The sequence below is a fragment of the Megasphaera sp. genome (genome assembly GCF_047831605.1).
Taxonomy (GTDB): domain Bacteria; phylum Bacillota; class Negativicutes; order Veillonellales; family Megasphaeraceae; genus Megasphaera; species Megasphaera intestinihominis.
On record NZ_CP181255.1, the window covers coordinates 1,179,797 to 1,198,166 of the forward strand.

Below are 18,370 nucleotides of genomic sequence, written 5' to 3' on the forward strand. Positions count from 1 at the left end.
ATCGTCGTTCTCTCTGTGTATCTGTTTCCAAATTCACAGCCTCCTGAGATTCGGAGTAAGCGATTCGCACATGTTTGTGCGTCGCCTTTCGGCTCCTTCAAACATGGCTCTCTGCTTAAGTCAAGTCCTCGGTCTATTAGTACCGGTCCGCTCCGTACATCGCTGTACTTCCACTCCCGGCCTATCAACCACATCGTCTTTGTGGGACCTTACTTGTTAAAACAATGAGAAACCTCATCTCTAGGCTGGTTTCACGCTTAGATGCTTTCAGCGTTTATCCGTCCCCGACGTAGCTACCCAGCTGCACGGCTGGCGCCATGACTGGTACACCATTGGTCGGTCCACTCCGGTCCTCTCGTACTAGGAGCAGCCCCTTTCAAGTTTCTTACGCCCGCGATGGATAGGGACCGAACTGTCTCACGACGTTCTGAACCCAGCTCGCGTACCACTTTAATGGGCGAACAGCCCAACCCTTGGGACCTACTTCAGCCCCAGGATGTGATGAGCCGACATCGAGGTGCCAAACCTCCCCGTCGATATGGACTCTTGGGAGAGATAAGCCTGTTATCCCCAGGGTAGCTTTTATCCGTTGAGCGATGGCAATTCCACTCTCTACCACCGGATCACTAAGCCCGACTTTCGTCCCTGCTCGACCTGTCCGTCTCGCAGTCAAGCTCCCTTCTGCCTTTGCACTCTTCGCGCGGTTTCCGTCCGCGCTGAGGGAACCTTTGGGCGCCTCCGTTACTCTTTCGGAGGCGACCGCCCCAGTCAAACTGCCCGCCTGAGACTGTCCGCAAGCTCGTTACGCTTCTCGTTAGAATTCCAATAAAACAAGGTTGGTATCCCACCAGCGGCTCCGTGAATACTGGCGTACTCACTTCTCAGCCTCCCAACTATCCTGTACATCTCTTACCGGAATCCAATCTCAGGTTACAGTAAAGCTCCATGGGGTCTTTCTGTCCAGTCGCGGGTAACCTGCATCTTCACAGGTACTTCAATTTCACCGGGTCCCTCGTTGAGACAGTGCCCAAATCGTTACACCTTTCGTGCGGGTCGGAACTTACCCGACAAGGAATTTCGCTACCTTAGGACCGTTATAGTTACGGCCGCCGTTTACTGGGGCTTCAATTCACTGCTTCGCTTGCGCTAACACTTCCTCTTAACCTTCCAGCACCGGGCAGGTGTCAGCATCTATACATCAGCTTTCGCTTTAGCAGACGCCTGTGTTTGTGGTAAACAGTCGCTTGGGCCTCTCTTCTGCCACCCATCTCCGCTCCATGCGTTTCTGCACTTCACGTACGCTGGGTTATCCTTTTCCCGAAGTTACGGATATATTTTGCCGAGTTCCTTAACGAGGGTTTTCCCGCGCACCTTAGAATTCTCATCCTGCCTACCTGTGTCGGTTTCGGTACGGGTGCCTGAGTCCTCACTAGAAGCTTTTCTCGACAGTTTAGTGCCAGCCCCTTCGCTTCTGTCTCCAGAAGCTCCCCATCGCATCTCGGCCTTACGGGAAACGGATTTGCCTGTCTCCCGACCTACCTGCTTGGACGTGCTCTTCCATTCGCACGCGCGCCTTCCTTCCTGTGTCACTCCTTCGCTCAAACGGCCTCAGCCAGTACAGGAATTTCAACCTGTTGTCCATCTCCTACGCGTCTCCGCCTCGGATTAGGTCCCGACTTACCCTGGGACGACGATCGTTGCCCAGGAACCCTTAGGCTTTCGGTGGAAGGGATTCTCACCCTTCTTTTCGCTACTCATACCGGCATTCTCTCTTCCTGCCTGTCCACCTGTCCTTCCGGTCAGGCTTCTCCCATGCAGGAACGCTCCCCTACCCAATTAACTTATGTTAATTGCCAAAGCTTCGGTTCCGTACTTTAGCCCCGGACATCTTCGGCGCAGAGTCTCTCGACCAGTGAGCTATTACGCACTCTTTTAATGGTGGCTGCTTCTGAGCCAACATCCTGGTTGTTTTCGAAATTCCACATCCTTCGCCACTTAGTACGGCATTGGGGACCTTAGCTGTTGGTCTGGGCTGTTTCCCTCTTGACTATGGGCCTTATTACTCACAGTCTGACTCCCATGGATAAGTACAGCCATTCGCAGTTTGATTAGGTTCAGTAGCCGGATAGGCCCCTACCCCGTTCAGTGCTCTACCGCCTGTACTCTCGCCATGAGGCTAGCCCTAAAGCTATTTCGGGGAGAACCAGCTATCTCCACGTTCGATTGGCATTTCACCCCTACCCACATCTCATCCAAAAGCTTTTCAACGCTCACTGGTTCGGTCCTCCACACATTTTTACCTGTGCTTCAACCTGGACATGGGTAGATCACTGTGGTTTCGGGTCTACTCCAACTAACTATACGCCCTGTTCAGACTCGCTTTCGCTGCGGCTCCGCATTTCCTGCTTAACCTCGCTAGCTGAAGTAACTCGCCGGTTCATTCTTCAATAGGCACGCCGTCGCACCTAAAAAGTGCTTCGACTGCTTGTAGACATACGGTTTCAGGTTCTCTTTCATTCCCCTCCCGGGGTTCTTTTCACCTTTCCCTCACGGTACTATGCGCTATCGGTCCATATCAGTGTTTCGCCTTGGAGGGTGGTCCCCCCAGCTTCCCACAGGGTTTCTCGTGTCCCGTGGTACTCCGGATCCTGCTCCATGCATTCGCTTACGCCTACGAGGCTCTCACTCTCTCTGGCTGAGCTTCCCAGCTCATTCTGCTTCACTCATGCATTTGATAGCAGTCCACAACCCCGGATTGGTTTCCCATCCCGGTTTGGGCTCTGCCCCGTTCGCTCGCCGCTACTAGGGGTATCTCTGTTGATTCCTTTTCCTCCGGCTACTTAGATGTTTCAGTTCACCGGGTGCCCTTCCTCATAGAGGATGACAGCACTACTGCTGCCGGGTTTCCCCATTCGGAGATCTGCGGGTCAAAGGTTACTTGCACCTCACCGCAGCTTATCGCAGCTTATCGCGTCCTTCTTCGGCTGATATGGCCAAGGCATCCGCCGTACGCCCTTACTTACTTGACTATTTTTTCATGTATCACGCCATCCACACGGGATGTCGTGATGAACAAGAATTCAAGGTTCGTTAAGATCTCTTTTTAAAAAGAGGTATTTTCTAACATTTTTATGCAGTTGTCAAGGTACGATTGAGAGGATGACCTCTCAAAACTGAACAATGAATGAATTGCCTCCGTGCCGACTTCTTAGGTTTTCCCTAGAAAGGAGGTGATCCAGCCGCACCTTCCGATACGGCTACCTTGTTACGACTTCACCCCAATCATCGCCCCCACCTTCGACGGCTGGCTCCTTGCGGTTACCTCACCGGCTTCGGGTGTGAATGACTTTCGTGGTGTGACGGGCGGTGTGTACAAGGCCCGGGAACGTATTCACCGCAGTATGCTGACCTGCGATTACTAGCGATTCCTGCTTCATGCAGGCGGGTTGCAGCCTGCAATCCGAACTGGGACTCTGTTTTTGGGGTTTGCTCCGGATCGCTCCTTCGCTTCCCTCTATTAAGAGCCATTGTAGTACGTGTGTAGCCCAAGCCATAAGGGGCATGATGACTTGACGTCATCCCCGCCTTCCTCCGCATTGTCTGCGGCAGTCTCTCCTGAGTCCCCGACTTAACTCGCTGGTAACAGAAGATAGGGGTTGCGCTCGTTGCGGGACTTAACCCAACATCTCACGACACGAGCTGACGACAGCCGTGCACCACCTGTTTTCTTGTCCTCCGAAGAGGAACAGGGTATCTCTACCCTTAGCAATCAATGTCAAGGCTTGGTAAGGTTCTTCGCGTTGCGTCGAATTAAACCACATACTCCACCGCTTGTGCGGGCCCCCGTCAATTCCTTTGAGTTTCAGCCTTGCGGCCGTACTCCCCAGGCGGGATACTTATTGCGTTAACTCCGGCACAGAAGGGGTCGATACCTCCTACACCTAGTATCCATCGTTTACGGCCAGGACTACCGGGGTATCTAATCCCGTTTGCTCCCCTGGCTTTCGCGCCTCAGCGTCAGTTGTCGTCCAGAAAGCCGCTTTCGCCACTGGTGTTCCTCCTAATATCTACGCATTTCACCGCTACACTAGGAATTCCGCTTTCCTCTCCGATACTCTAGCATCGCAGTTTCGGTCCCCTCACGGGGTTAAGCCCCGCACTTTTAAGACCGACTTACGACGCCGCCTGCGCGCCCTTTACGCCCAATAATTCCGGACAACGCTTGCCACCTACGTATTACCGCGGCTGCTGGCACGTAGTTAGCCGTGGCTTTCTCTTACGGTACCGTCACTTACGACGGGTATTGGCCGTCGTACCATTCGTCCCGTATAACAGAACTTTACAACCCGAAGGCCGTCATCGTTCACGCGGCGTTGCTCCGTCAGACTTTCGTCCATTGCGGAAGATTCCCCACTGCTGCCTCCCGTAGGAGTCTGGGCCGTGTCTCAGTCCCAATGTGGCCGTTCATCCTCTCAGACCGGCTACTGATCGTCGCCTTGGTGGGCCGTTACCCCTCCAACTAGCTAATCAGACGCAAGCCCCTCCTCCAGCGAAAGCTCCGAAGAGCCTCCCTTTCTTCCTTCTGCCATGCGGCAGAAAGAACGTATTCGGTATTAGCAGCCGTTTCCAGCTGTTGTCCCCATCTAGAGGGCAGGTTGCTTACGCGTTACTCACCCGTTTGCCACTCGAATCAATAAGAAGCAAGCTTCTCATCTCTTCTCGTTCGACTTGCATGTGTTAAGCACGCCGCCAGCGTTCGTCCTGAGCCAGGATCAAACTCTCCATGATATATGGAAGAGCGTTTGGCTCTTGTTTATTGATTGGTATTACTCATTGTTTGACGTTCTATACAATAGAACCTCGCACGTTGGCGTTCATTCAGTTCATTGTTCAGTTTTCAAAGGTCATCGTTGCCATCGCTTCATCGCGACGACTTGTTTATTTTAACAAACTCAGAAGAGCTTGTCAAGGATGTTTTTGAACTTTTTTCAAAGTTCAATCACCCCGGCCTGCATGGCGCAGACCACGGCAGGATGAAACTCCTGCTGTGTCAGGGCCTTGCCCCGACAGCTTATTCAGTATACTACTGTGTAAAGGAATTGTCAAGGATTTTTTTCAAATCCTTGACGCCGGCCGCCGGTCACCGGTCGCAAACCCATGCCACATATTCCGTTCAAGTATCTTCCCCATTATTCGCTGCGGGCCGCCCAAGGCTCCCTTCATAGGGGAGCTGGCCGCCAAAGGCGGTCTGAGAGGTTAAAGGACGTCCCCTACGATGGCCCCGGTTAGGGCGTAAGCCGCCCCTACGAAGGGGAGGGGGACCGCTTGCGGTGGAGGGGTTCTCCTCTACGAGCCGAGGGTTACTCGAAGCGATGTTGTCAGTCTGAGTCTGTCGCGGCGGAACGCCGCATCTGAATTCGAGGCGGCCTGCGGCCTGCGAACTGCGGTCGGCGCAAAAAAAAGAGGCCCGCAGGCCTCTTTTTTTATTTAAACAATTTCGTCTGTTCTTTTTCTTCTTCGTCGTTACCTTCGATGGCAATGGTATCGAGGGCGGCTACTTTGTCGTCGCCTTCCAGTTTCTGGATCTTGACGCCCGAGGTGTTGCGGCCTTTCTTGATGCCAATGCTTTCGATATCCGTGCGGATGACGATGCCATTCGACGTGATGAGCATCAGTTCCTGCCCTTCATGGACGACTTCGACGCCGACGATGTCGCCGGTCTTCGGCGTAATCTTGAAGTTCTTGATGCCTTTGCCACCGCGGAGCTGGACTTTGTAGGCGTCGATGTTGTTGCGCTTGCCAAAGCCTTCTTCGCTGACAGTCAGGACCTGGCAGTCCGGTTCGAGGACGTCAGCCCCGATGACCATATCGCCTTCAGCCAGTGTGATGCCGCGGACACCGCGGGTATTCCGGCCCATAGGACGGACATCGTTTTCATTGAAGCAGATGGCCATGCCCAGTTTCGTCGCCAAGATGATCGTCTGGTCGCCGTTGGTCAGGCGCACTTTGGCCAGGTGGTCGCCTTCCATAAGGGAAATAGCGATGAGGCCGTTGCGGCGGACGTTCTTGAATTCATGAAGAGGGGTCTTCTTTACCAGCCCTTTTTCGGTGACCATGAACAGGTTCATCGACGGGTCGACCTGGTCGAGGTCGATGAGGGCGTTGACTTTTTCGCCATTGGACAAGGGCAGGATATTGATGGCGGCAATGCCCTTGGAGTTACGGCTGTTGGCTTCCGGGATTTCGTAAGCCTTCAGGCGATAGACGCGGCCGAAGTTGGTGAAGAACAGGACTGTATTCCATGCCGACGTATAGAGCAGGTGGTTTACGGCGTCTTCGTCCTTCGTCCCCATGCCCTTGATACCGCGGCCGCCTTTATTCTGCGTATGGTATACATTGGCGTTGATACGCTTCATGTAGCCTCGGCGGGTCAAGGTGAGGACCATGCGTTCGTTGGGGATCATGTCTTCGATGGAGAAATCCGACGAGTCGGCTACGATCTGTGTGCGCCGTTCGTCGCCAAATTTCTTCTTGGCATCGAGGAGTTCCGTCTTTACGATTTCCATGACTTTATGTTCGTCAGCCAGGACGCTGCGCAGGTAAGCGATGCGTTTTTCCAATTCAGCATATTCTTCTTCGATTTTTTCTCGTTCCAGACCCGTCAGGCGGCGCAGGCGCATGTCGAGGATGGCGATGGCCTGTTTTTCGCTGAGGCCGAACTTGCTCATCAAGGACTGTTTGGCAATGTCGTCTGTCGCCGATTCGCGGATCGTCTTGATGACTTCGTCGATGTGGTCCAGGGCGATGAGCAGGCCTTCTAAGATGTGAGCCCGTGCCAGGGCCTTGTCGAGTTCAAACTTGCTGCGGCGGGTAATGACATCTTTCTGATGGTCGAGATAGTAGTTCAGGATCTGTTTGAGCGTCAGGACGCGCGGATGGCCGTTGACGAGGGCCAGCATGATGACGCCGAACGTTTCCTGGAGCTGCGTGTGTTTATACAATTTATTCAGGACGATATCGGGATTGACATCGGCCCGCAGTTCGACGACGATGCGCATACCCTTGCGGTCCGATTCATCGCGCAGGGCCGTGATGCCGTCGATTTCCTTGTTGCGGGACAAGTCGGCAATGGACTCGATGACCCGCGCTTTATTGACCTGATAGGGGATTTCCGTCACGACGATGCGGTGCTTCCCTTTATTCATCGGTTCGATAGTCGCACAGGACCGCATCTTGATACTGCCCCGGCCCGTCGAATAGGCTTTGATGATGCCATCGCGGCCCATGATTTTAGCACCCGTCGGGAAATCAGGGCCTTTGATTTTGGTCATGATTTCTTCCAGGCTGGCTTCAGGGTTATCGATGAGCAGGACACAGCCGTCGATGACTTCGCCTAAATTATGAGGCGGAATATTCGTCGCCATGCCGACGGCGATCCCAGCCGAGCCATTGACCAGGAGGTTCGGGATCTTCGACGGCAAGACCGTCGGTTCCTGCAGGGAGCCGTCGTAGTTGGGCATGAAATCGACCGTTTCCTTGTCGATATCTTCCAGCATTTCGCCGGTAATCTTCGCCATGCGGACTTCGGTATAACGCATAGCCGCAGCCGAGTCACCATCGACGGAACCGAAGTTGCCGTGACCATCGACTAAAGGATAGCGCGTCGAGAAATTCTGGGCCAGGCGGACGGTCGCATCATAGACGGAGCTGTCACCATGGGGGTGATATTTACCTAAAACTTCGCCGACAATACGGGCCGATTTCTTATAGGGCTTGTTCGGCGTCATGCCCGCTTCATGCATGGCATAGAGAATACGCCGATGGACCGGCTTTAGCCCATCGCGTACATCCGGCAGGGCACGAGTGATGATGACACTCATGGCATAGTCGATGTACGACGTCTGCATTTCGCTTTCCAGACAAACCGGCACAATTTTATCTACTTGTTGTTCGTCCACAAATTTCACCTCATATACAAACTGAAAATAACTGCCGGCCAGCAAAAGACCCGCAGTCCGAATCGTTGTCGTCTATATGGCAGCCCGTCAAATGAACAAATGGGCGCATACGATTATATTATAACAAATATTTCCATTTTTCTCTAGAGGCGCAAAAAAACTTGTTTCCGCCTGCCTTTTTAGGCTGAGGGAAACAAGTTTTTTAGTGGCTAGTGGCTAGGGGTTAGGGGTTAGGGGCTGGCAGTTCATCGTAATTACTTTTTAATTTTCGACCTACGATGAACGACCTACGACGAACGAGAGCATACCGTGGGAACACTTACCAGAATAATAGCGTATCCCTTTATTTCTTATTGCTGTATCTCCAGATCTTCATTTTTTCAGCTTCTTTGATCAGGTCTTCGCGGAAAGCCGGATGGGCGATGCTGATGAGGCGTTCGGCCCGTTCCCATGTCGAAGCGCCCATGAGGTTGACTATGCCGTATTCCGTGGCGACCCAGTTGACCTGGGACCGCGGGTCCGTGACCGTCGTGCCCGGGGCCAGCGTCGGGATGATGCGCGATTCATCGCGGCCGGTCTTCTTGTTGTGGAACGTCGACCGCAAAGCGATGATGCTCTTGCCGCCACGGGAGCGGTAAGCGCCGTCGGTGAAGTCCAACTGGCCGCCGCTGCCGCTTATCTGATGGGTACCGGCTGATTCGGACGATACCTGGCCGAAGAGGTCGATGTCGATGCAGTTATTGATGGAAATGAAATTATCCATCTGAGAAATGATGAAAGGATCATTGATGACGTCTACCGGATAAGCTGCCAGGAAGGGGTTGTCGTCCATCCAGTCATAGAGGTCCTGCGTCCCCAGGGCGAAGGCCCAGCTTATCTTATCGCGGCAAAAAGTCTTGCGGCGGTTCGTGAGCTGGCCGTGTTCATACATGAGTCGGAAGGCGTCGACGAGCATTTCCGTATGGACGCCCAGGTCTTTCAGGTCCGATTCGGCCAATAAGGCGCCGATCGTGTTGGGCAAACTGCCGATGCCGAGCTGCAGCGTCGCTCCGTCGGGAATCTGCTGGACGATGGTCTTGGCAATCTGGGCATCGATATCGTCGCCTGTCGTAAAGGGAATGGTCGCCAAGGGATGATTGCCGTATTCGACGATGCCGTCGATATCGCTGATATGGATACATTCGCCGCGGCCGCCGAGGACGCGGGGCATGGCTTCATTGACTTCGACGATGACTTTCTTCGCTTTCTTGGTAATGGCTTCCGTTGCCGAAACGGCCGGGCCGAAATTAAAGAAGCCGTGTTTATCCATGGGACCGACAGTAATCAGGGCTACGTCGACGTCGAGGAGGTCGCGGTACATGGACGGCTTGTTGCGGTAACACATGGGGATGAAATTCATCTGGCCAAGGGCGCACTTCTTCCGGTCATAGCCGCTCATATACCAGTTCATGGCCGTAAAGGCCTTGCGCTCCGGGTCCTGTTCAATAATCTGCCGCGGAGCCACGCTCAGGCACATGCGGACTTTGACATCTTGCAGTTCATCACGGCGCGCTGCCAGGGCCTGGTCGAGGAGGATCGGCTGGGTCGTGCCCATGCCGTAATCGACCCAATCTCCGGACTGGACCACTTTTACCGCTTCTTCCGGCGTCATTAATTTCTGTCTGTACATATCTGTCCATTGGGACATAAAAACCACCCTTTCATCTGTATGTATTTTCTTTAGTACGACGTTTTACGTTTGCTTATATTCTTATTATACGACGCTGAAGGCGCCCTGGCAAGGCGTTTAGGTAAACAGGTATATGCCGTTTTGGCATATGCCACGTGGGCGACCCGCCGGACCTTGGGTGGCATTCGCTCCGAGCTGGGAAATCACTCATAGTCTGGAACGGGCTTGCCACGTGCAAGCCCCTACATCCGTGACGCCTGGTGGTTCATCGCTCGTGATTCGTGGTTCGTAAAAAAAAGGGCTTGTCGCACATGCGACAAGCCCTTTTAAGTTGTTAGTGGTTAGCGGATGTTTAAAAACTTAAAGCCCATTTCTACAAACTAAAAACTACGAACGACTAGCCACTAGTCTTATTCACTTTGTCTTTTTTCGATGATTTCGTCCATGATTTTTTTCGGTACTTCTTCGTAGTCGAAGAATTCCATGTTGAACGTGCCTTTGCCCTGGGTCATGGAGCGCAGGACGGTGACGTAGTCTTTCATTTCTGCCAGCGGGACCTGGGCTTTGACGACGATGATGCCTTTGCGGTTGCGATGGTGTTCCATGCCGAGGATGCGGCCGCGGCGGCTGCTGAAGTCGCCCATGACATCGCCCATGTAATCTTCAGGGATGACGACGTCGACGTTGTAAATCGGTTCCAGGAGGATCGGCTTGGCTTCAGGTACGGCTTTCTTGAGGGCCTGAGCGGCAGCGACTTTGAAGGCCATTTCCGACGAATCGACAGGATGATAGGAACCATCGGTCAGGGTAACTTTGACGTTGATCATGGGGAAGCCGGCGACGAGGCCTTTTTCCAAGGTTTCACGGACGCCTTTTTCAACGGCCGGGATGTACTGTTTCGGTACGGCGCCGCCAAAGATCTTATCGACGAATTCAAAGGGTTCGCCTGTCGTCAGCGGCTCGATGTCCAGGAAGACGTGGCCGAACTGACCGTGGCCGCCGCTCTGTTTCTTGTGTTTGCCTTCGGCTGTCGCCTTGCTCTTGATGGTTTCACGATACGGGATGTAAACGTCTTCCTGTTTGGCTTTGACACCGTATTTCCGTTCGATTTTGGTCAGGATGTGGTCGAGGTGGACATCGCCCATGCAGCGGACGATGAGCTGCTTGCCTTCGGTGCTCTTTTCGACCTGGCACGTCGGGTCTTCTTCGCTGACCCGCAGGAGGGCGTTCATCAATTTTTCTTCTTCGCCCTTCTTTTCCGGGACCAGGGCTACCGTATGCAGCGGGTTCGGGAAGCGGATGGGGTCATAGACGACGGGGAAATCAGGAGCGGCAAAGGTATCGCCAGTCCGGGCATTCGGCAATTTCGGCAGGACGACGATGTCGCCGGCAATAGCCGCCGGGACGGGAATCTGTTCCTTGCCGACCAGGGTCAGGACTTTGCCCATCTTTTCTTCTTTATCCTGGGACATATTGTATAACTTGTCCCCTTCCTTGAGTTCGCCCGAGAAAATGCGGACATAACTCAGTTTGCCGGCAAAGGGATCGATGAGGGTCTTGAAGACGAAGGCCGTGAAAGGCTTGTTGGGATAGACCAGGACCGGTTCGCCTGTCTTCTTATCCGTGCCCATCATGACTTTCTGCGAAGCATCCGGCATGTAGGTGATGATACGGCGCAGGAGTTCTGCCGTACCGATATGGTTGATGGCACTGCCGCACATGAGCGGGCAGACGCGGCCCGTCAGCATGCCCTGGCGCAGGCCTTTGCGCAGTTCTTCGATGGTCAGTTCATCGCCGTTGAGGTATTTTTCCAGCAATTCGTCGTCGCCTTCGGCAGCGGCTTCCATGCACATTTCGCGGACTTCACGGGCTTTGGCCATGTATTCTGGCGGCACCTTGATTTCCGTGCATTCGCCGTTATTCCATTCCCAGGCTACCATCTTGCAGACGTCGATGATGCCCCGGAAATCCTTGCCTTCACCGATAGGGATCTGGAGGGGCATGATGGATTTGCCGAAGACGGCGCGCAATTTTTCCAGGCAGCCGAAGAAATCGGCGTGTTCCGCATCCATCTTGTTGACATAGACCATGCGCGGCAATTTCAATTCGACGCCGTAGTCCCAGGCCCGTTCCGTATCCATTTCGACGCCCGATTCGGCCGAAACGACGAGCAGGATGCCATCACTGGCACGCAGGGCAGCGCGGACTTCGCCGCAGAATTCGGAATACCCCGGCGTATCGAGGAAGTTCAGCTTGTAGCCTTCCCATTCGCAGGGCGCAATGCCGAGCTGGATCGTAACGTTTCTCTTAATTTCTTCCGGTTCATAGTCCATAATATGCTTGTTGTCTTTACCGACGCCAACAGCATCGACAGCACCGCAGGCAAGCAGTAATGATTCAACAACAGCCGTTTTGCCGGCGCCATCATGCGAAAGTACAGCAACGTTGCGAATTTTATCACTTGTGTATTCTTTCATAAAACAATCGCCTCCTATGGAATCTCAGTTAATATTATATATTCGAGATGAAGGGGGCAGATTCCTTTTTTAAGTTGCATTTTTTCAAAAATAATTATGCTTTTTCTTTCATTTTGGCCAGGACCAGGGAAACCATCAGTTCGACGCCGACTGGCAGGCAGGCTTCATCGACGGCAAAATGGGTATTGTGCAGGGGACAAACCGTGTCGCCGGGCTTGGTCGCACCGAGCCAGAAGAAACCGCCATCGAATTTCTGGAGATAACCGGAAAAGTCTTCGGCCGTCATGGCCGGTTCGTCGACAGCTGCCAGAACGTCCGGGCCAAAGCAGTCTTTGGCTACGCCAGCGACGAAAGCCGCCTGCTGCGGCGTATTGCGGACAGCCGCATAGCCCCGTTCATAGTCGAGATGGCTGACCGTCCCGTACATGGCATCGATGCCTTTGAGCGTATCCTGGAGATGGGCTTCGACGGCATCCTGGGCCTCCGCATGGTACGTCCGGCAGGTCCCTTCGATTTCGACCGTATCGGCGACGACATTGTAGCGCGTGCCGCCAGTGATTTTGCCAAAAGTCAGGACAGCCGGATAGAGGGGATTGACGCGGCGGCTGATGATGGTCTGGGCCGCCGTCAGGAACTGGGCGGCTGCGACGATGGTGTCGACGCCTTTATGCGGCATGGCGGCATGGCTGGCCTTGCCGTTGAGGACGATGCGGATATGGTCCGAAGCGGCCATCATCGGCCCGGGCAGGACACCGATTTTGCCGCTGGGCAGTGTCGGCCAGACGTGAAGGCCGTAAACGGCATCGACACCGTCGAGGACGCCGGAGGCGACCAGGCCCTTGGCTCCGCCGACAGGCGATTTTTCTTCAGACGGCTGGCAGATGAAGACGACCGTGCCGGGGATATCGTCTTTCACCTGACTCAGGACCTCAGCGGCACCGAGGAGGATGCTCATGTGGCCGTCATGACCGCAGGCGTGCATCTTGCCGACGAAATTGGACGCAAAGGGCAAGCCTGTTTCTTCCGTCATGGGCAGAGCATCCATATCGGCCCGCAAGGCGATGACCGGCCCCGGCTTGCCGCCTTTGAGCGTCCCCAGGACCGCCGTCGTTCCGGCGACGTGCTCCTGTACATCGATGCCGAAAGACCGCAGCTTGGCTGCCATAAAGGCAGCCGTTTCCACTTCTTCGCCGGATAATTCCGGATTTTCATGGATATGACGGCGCATGGCACAAATATCAGGCACAGTCCGCTTCACTAAGTCTTTGATAGTCATTTTATCGATCATGGCAAACCCTCCCATGTATGAATTATTATTTATAAAGTATGATTAATAATACCACACAATATAAAGAAATACAACGGTTTCTCCTGTCTTTTTCAAGAACTAGTACAGCTCCCATAAGTGCGTTATAATAAGGATGCAGTGTCACACATCATCATTTACAGAGGAGGCTTATATCATGAAAGCATTTGATACAGAAAACAGCGTCTGGTCCCGCTTCTCACCGGAACAGCGCGGCCAGATGGAAGCGTACAGCGTCCATTACCGTCAGTTCCTGGACACAGCCCGGACAGAACGGCTGGCCAATAAAGAAATCATCCGCCAGGCTGAAAACGCCGGGTTCCATCCCCTGGCTGACTTCACCAGCCTGAAGGCCGGCGACAAGGTCTATTGGGACCAGAAAGGGAAATCGGTCATCTTAGCCGTCATCGGCTCGGCCCCCATCGAAAAAGGGCTGAAAATCGTCGGCTCCCATATCGACTGCCCGCGCCTGGATGTCAAGGCCATGCCTGTCGTCGAAAAGAATAAAATCGTCTATTTCAAGACCCATTACTATGGCGGCTTGCTGAAATATCAATGGGTCTGCCTGCCCCTGTCCCTGGTCGGCGTCGTCTATAAAGCCGATGGCAGCCGCGTCGACGTCTCTATCGGCGAAGACCCGGGCGATCCGGTCCTGTTCATCAATGACCTTCTGCCCCACCTGGGCAAGGACCAGGCCGCCAAAAAGCTCTCTGAAGCCATCAGCGGCGAAATGCTCATGCCCTTGGCCGGCACGAACGGCGAAGGAGAAAAGACGAAACCGGCTATCCTGACCTTGTTAAAGGAAAAATACGGTATTGAAGAAGAAGATTTCACCAGTGCAGAACTGGAAATCATCCCGGCCGTCAAGAGCCGCGACGTCGGCCTGGACCGGTCGATGATCATGTCCCACGGCCATGACGACCGCGTCTGCTCTTATGCCAACCTGGCCGCCATCCTCGATGCCGCACCGGGGGAAAAGACACAGGTCGCCCTCTTTGCCGATAAAGAAGAAATCGGTTCCGTCGGCAACACGGGCGTCCAATCGTCGTACTTCCCGGACTTTATCGCCGAACTCCTGTCCCTCCAGGGTCATGACCAAGAAATCTGGCTGCGCCGGACCCTGCGCAACAGCGAAGTCCTGTCGGCCGACGTCTGCGCCGCCTTTGACCCGGTCTTTGCCGACGCCTATGAAGAACAGAATTCGGCCAAGCTCGGCTACGGTATCTGCCTGTGCAAATACACCGGTGCCCGTGGCAAGGCCGGCAGCAACGATGCCAACGCCGAATTCATGGCCAAGATCCGCCGCATCTTCAACGAAAAAGAAGTTCCCTGGCAGGTCGGGGAACTGGGCAAGGTCGACCAGGGCGGCGGCGGTACCATCGCCTACATCATGGCCGACTGGGGCTGCGACGTCGTCGACTGCGGCGTAGCCATGCACAGCATGCACGCTCCCTTAGAAATCGTCGCCAAAGCCGATGCCTACAGCGGCTACCTGGCATACAAAGCATTTTTTGAAAGTAAGTGATACAAAAGGGGCTGTCGCATTAAGCCATTTCGGCTTTGTGCGACAGCTCTCTTTTTTTATTCTATTTCATCGTTCTATTCTCTTTTTTTAGCTAAACGTAAAAAAGGTACACGAAACAGACCGGCCATCCAGTCGGCAAAAAACGTGTGCCTTTGCTATGTATATGGTTATTCAAGCACTCTTTTTCACTTTTTTTAAGGAATAAAGGTATGTCCCGAAATTGCCGGATTGCAGCTTGTGATGTAAGGTCAAGACATTGTGGGCCATTGCCAGTATGATGCTGGTTGCCAGGGCGTTCTCCGTTCCATGGCTCAAAAAACGCCGGAACGACAGATTCGCCTTGATGTCGGAAAAAGCGCCTTCAGACTGGATGGAACGGTTCATTCGAAGCATCTTCCCTGTAGGAGAACTGATGTGAGCTTCCATTTCGGCCCGTTGGGCTTGGAACCTTTTAGAAAGTTCTAATTGCTTCGTCCTTTTTTCCAACGGCTTCTTGCTGCGATTGCCATGAATGCATCCTTTCTTATAGGGACAGTCCGAACAATCCTCACAGACATAATGGCTTTTGCGTATTTTAAATCCCGTGCTGGTTGTTTCGGTCTTTTTCCCAACACAGGTCAGCTTACGGTGATTGTGGCAATAAAAGACATCATTTTTCGCATCATAGTCCATATTCTGGAATTTGCCAATATCTTTTTTGAAACGGCGTTTTTTCCGCTGCTCATGGTCGGACGGTTTGATGTAAGCATCATACCCCTGTTCGGCGAGCTTCGTGTAATTTTCTTCGCTTTCATAGCCGGAATCTGCAATGATACGGGTATACTGGAAAGGGAAATGCTTGCGAAAATCTTCGAGGAAAGGCAGCAGGGTGGTACAATCTGAAGTCTGCGGTCCGACAGTGACCCAGGTAACGAATCCAGCGTCCACGCTATATTGTACATTATATGCAGGCTTGACCTGGCCGTTTTTCATGGCGTCTTCTTTCAGATGCATGAAGGTGGCATCGATATCGGTCTTGGCATAGCTGTTCCGGTCCCCGCAGTAATGAAGCTGGACGGCGTACTCTTTTGTCTTATGCAGGAAATCCTTGGCTTTTTCAATGGCCTTTTGCAATGGCGTCTTACGATGGCCTTTGCCATGGACGAAAACGATGTGTCCTTCTCGTTGAAGCCGTTTTAATTTCCCCAACAGCCGCCGTAAATGGTACCGATGGACAGCGTGTGTATGGAGCACTTGGATGCCAAAGAGTTCCTGGGTCTTAAGAATAAAGCCCGGAATTTTTGCTAATACTTTGGCCTGCCGTTTCGTGACACTCTTCTTCCAGACAAAAGTGTATTTATTGGCAACAGATTCGATTTTTGTCCCATCGATGAACAAATTCTTCAGCGATAAGGCCCCGGCCTGAGCCAAGACGGCATCCATGTCGGCAAACAAGGTCCGGCTGCATGCCGCCATATGATGAGAACGGAAACGGGCGATAGTCGCATGATCGGGAACGGGTTTCCCTTCCAGCAGATATTGAAAATTCAAATCTCTCCGGCAAGCCGATTCAATACGACGGGAACTGAAAATCTGGTTCATGCTGGCATAAATAACGATGGCCAGTAACTGGCGTGGTGAAGCCTGATTTTTCTCGATACGAGAATACGTCTGGTACAGCGGTGATAAATCCATCCTTTCTATGAGCAGCTTCACTAACCGCACGGGATCGTCATCCGGAATCTGAAATGAAATATTCAAGGGAAGTGATAGTTGATAAGGCGCTTCCCATATTGTATAATTGACATGCGTATTTAGTGTCGTCATAACTCTATTTTACGCGCAATCCCGGGCTTTTTACAGTCCGGGATTTGTTTTTTTCAGATTTTTTTGTTCAGCCCTAATGGATACGGCTGCCTGGCCCCTGGCGGGTGACATTGCGGGAACGACCTCGGTCCGGCGCGGTCCGGGTAGGCCGTGCCGGATGCCGTGCGTGCTATTTGCGTCCGGCGTGCTGCTTTGTTTGAGCGCAGCGAGTTTCAGCACGCCAGCAAATGGCACTCTCGGCAAGAGGAGTGGAGCACGCGAACCAGCTAGGGGCCAGGTGGCCGATGCCAACCTCTTCAGAAGAATCCCTCAGACCGCCGTTGGCGGCCAGCTCCCCTTCACAGGGGAGCCTTTTGGCGCTCCTGCGCCTGATTTCCAGAGTCTATTGCGGCAAAGCCGCTTCTGAGTCCGAGCAAACCGTCCACGAAGAACGACCATAAAGCTATGATGTTTTTGCATACATAAAAAGAGCCTGTGCACGATTACGTGCGACAGGCCCTTTCAAGTTGTTAGTGGCTAGTTGTTAGTTGTTAGGGGTTAGGGGTTAGAGGATGGTGGCACAAACCTCGTACGACACCCTTTTTTCTGTAGGGGTCGCCACGTGGGCGACCCGCCGGGTATTTGAATCGTTCTCTTAGCAAACTAACCGGGAAATCGTACATATCCTGGAGCGGGCTCGCCACGTGCGAGCCCCTACAGCGTCATTCAGGAGCAAGGATCGTACCTAATGGTATCCGCTTTCCCGGAGCCCTTTGATAGTCTGGTAAAGGCCGTACATATACAGGGCGACGGCAACCCAAGCGAAGCAGAAGGTCAGGCGCAGGGGCGGCGTGATGGTTTCGCCGCTCAAGAGACCGATGACCAGAGTGATGCTCGGCGAGAGGTACATGAGCATACCGCCTGTCGTAATAGGGACGCCTTTGACGCCGGCCGAAAAGAGCATCATCGGAATGGCCGTGACGATGCCCGTCGCCGGCAGGAGCAGCCACTGCCAGCCCTGGAAAGTCCCGACAGCCCCCATGCCATGATATTCGCTGAAGGCGATGAACAGCAGGGACAGGGGCACCATGGAAAAGGATTCGATGAAGACCGAAACCTGGCTGTCCAGGCGGACTTTCTTTTTCAACATGCTGTATATCGCCCAACTCAGGCAGATGAAGAACGACAGCCAGGGGACGACGCCGTACAGGCAGAAGGCCAGGACCAGGCCGGTAGCGGCGACGACGACGGACAGTTTCTGGACCGGCCGCAGCCGTTCATGGAAGATCAGACCACCAAAGAAGACGAGGATGATGGGATTGATGAAATAGGCCAAGCTGGCCTGGAGGATGAAGCCCTGTGTCGTGGCGTAAATATAAGCCCCCCAATTCAGGGTGATAAAGATGCAGGCCCCGGCAATATAAGGCCATTGCCAGCGCTCCTGTCGGACCCCTTTCAGGTCGGGCAGGAGCTTTTTCTGCAATATCAGTAAAAAGCAGAAGACCGATGCCCAGACAATCCGCGAAGCCAGCGTATACAGCGGCGGCAGCTGCCGCAACAGCAGCCAGAAGGCCGGCAGTACGCCCCAGATGGCCTGACTCAGCACGAAATAGATATAACAGATTTTGCTCCCGCCCATAAGACATCTCC

General features: G+C 53.5%; 7 protein-coding genes and 2 rRNA genes. 1 reads left to right on the forward strand and 8 read right to left on the reverse strand.

Annotation, left to right across the window (positions count from 1 at the left end; genetic code table 11):
- Window positions 1-116: 116 nt before the first annotated feature.
- From ACFWUB_RS05710 to ACFWUB_RS05735, 6 genes are all read right to left on the reverse strand, one after another.
- Window positions 117-3,029 (reverse strand): 23S ribosomal RNA (locus ACFWUB_RS05710).
- 194 nt (window positions 3,030-3,223) lie between these two features.
- Window positions 3,224-4,788: ribosomal RNA gene (locus ACFWUB_RS05715) — 16S ribosomal RNA — on the reverse strand.
- Together the 16S and 23S rRNA genes form the textbook arrangement of a ribosomal RNA operon.
- Before the next feature lie 695 nt (window positions 4,789-5,483).
- Window positions 5,484-7,958 carry a DNA gyrase subunit A gene (gene gyrA, locus ACFWUB_RS05720; RefSeq protein ID WP_292298213.1) on the reverse strand — a complete coding sequence of 825 codons (2,475 nt, stop codon included), beginning with the start codon at window positions 7,956-7,958 and terminating at the stop codon, window positions 5,484-5,486.
- Between the two features lie 343 nt (window positions 7,959-8,301).
- Window positions 8,302-9,627, reverse strand: a complete 1,326-nt coding sequence (locus tag ACFWUB_RS05725) for an acetyl-CoA hydrolase/transferase family protein (protein ID WP_239639856.1) — start codon at window positions 9,625-9,627, stop codon at window positions 8,302-8,304.
- A gap of 410 nt (window positions 9,628-10,037) precedes the next feature.
- Window positions 10,038-12,104 carry an elongation factor G gene (gene fusA, locus ACFWUB_RS05730; protein WP_416183633.1) on the reverse strand — a complete coding sequence of 689 codons (2,067 nt, stop codon included), beginning with the start codon at window positions 12,102-12,104 and terminating at the stop codon, window positions 10,038-10,040.
- A 94-nt stretch (window positions 12,105-12,198) separates the two neighbouring features.
- A complete protein-coding gene (locus tag ACFWUB_RS05735) occupies window positions 12,199-13,392 on the reverse strand; it encodes a M20 metallopeptidase family protein (RefSeq protein ID WP_416183634.1) in 1,194 nt (397 codons plus the stop codon).
- Window positions 13,393-13,567: 175 nt separating this feature from the next.
- Between ACFWUB_RS05735 and ACFWUB_RS05740 the strand changes: the two genes are divergently transcribed.
- Entirely contained in the window at window positions 13,568-14,935 is a 1,368-nt protein-coding gene (locus ACFWUB_RS05740) for an aminopeptidase (protein WP_020311020.1), read from the forward strand.
- A gap of 171 nt (window positions 14,936-15,106) precedes the next feature.
- On the opposite strand, the gene ACFWUB_RS05745 is transcribed toward ACFWUB_RS05740, so the two are convergent.
- Both ACFWUB_RS05745 and rarD read right to left on the reverse strand, forming a co-directional pair.
- Window positions 15,107-16,741, reverse strand: a complete 1,635-nt coding sequence (locus tag ACFWUB_RS05745) for an IS1182 family transposase (RefSeq protein WP_292282715.1) — start codon at window positions 16,739-16,741, stop codon at window positions 15,107-15,109.
- Between the two features lie 724 nt (window positions 16,742-17,465).
- Window positions 17,466-18,359, reverse strand: a complete 894-nt coding sequence (gene rarD, locus ACFWUB_RS05750) for an EamA family transporter RarD (protein WP_020311021.1) — start codon at window positions 18,357-18,359, stop codon at window positions 17,466-17,468.
- Between the last annotated feature and the right edge of the window lie 11 nt (window positions 18,360-18,370).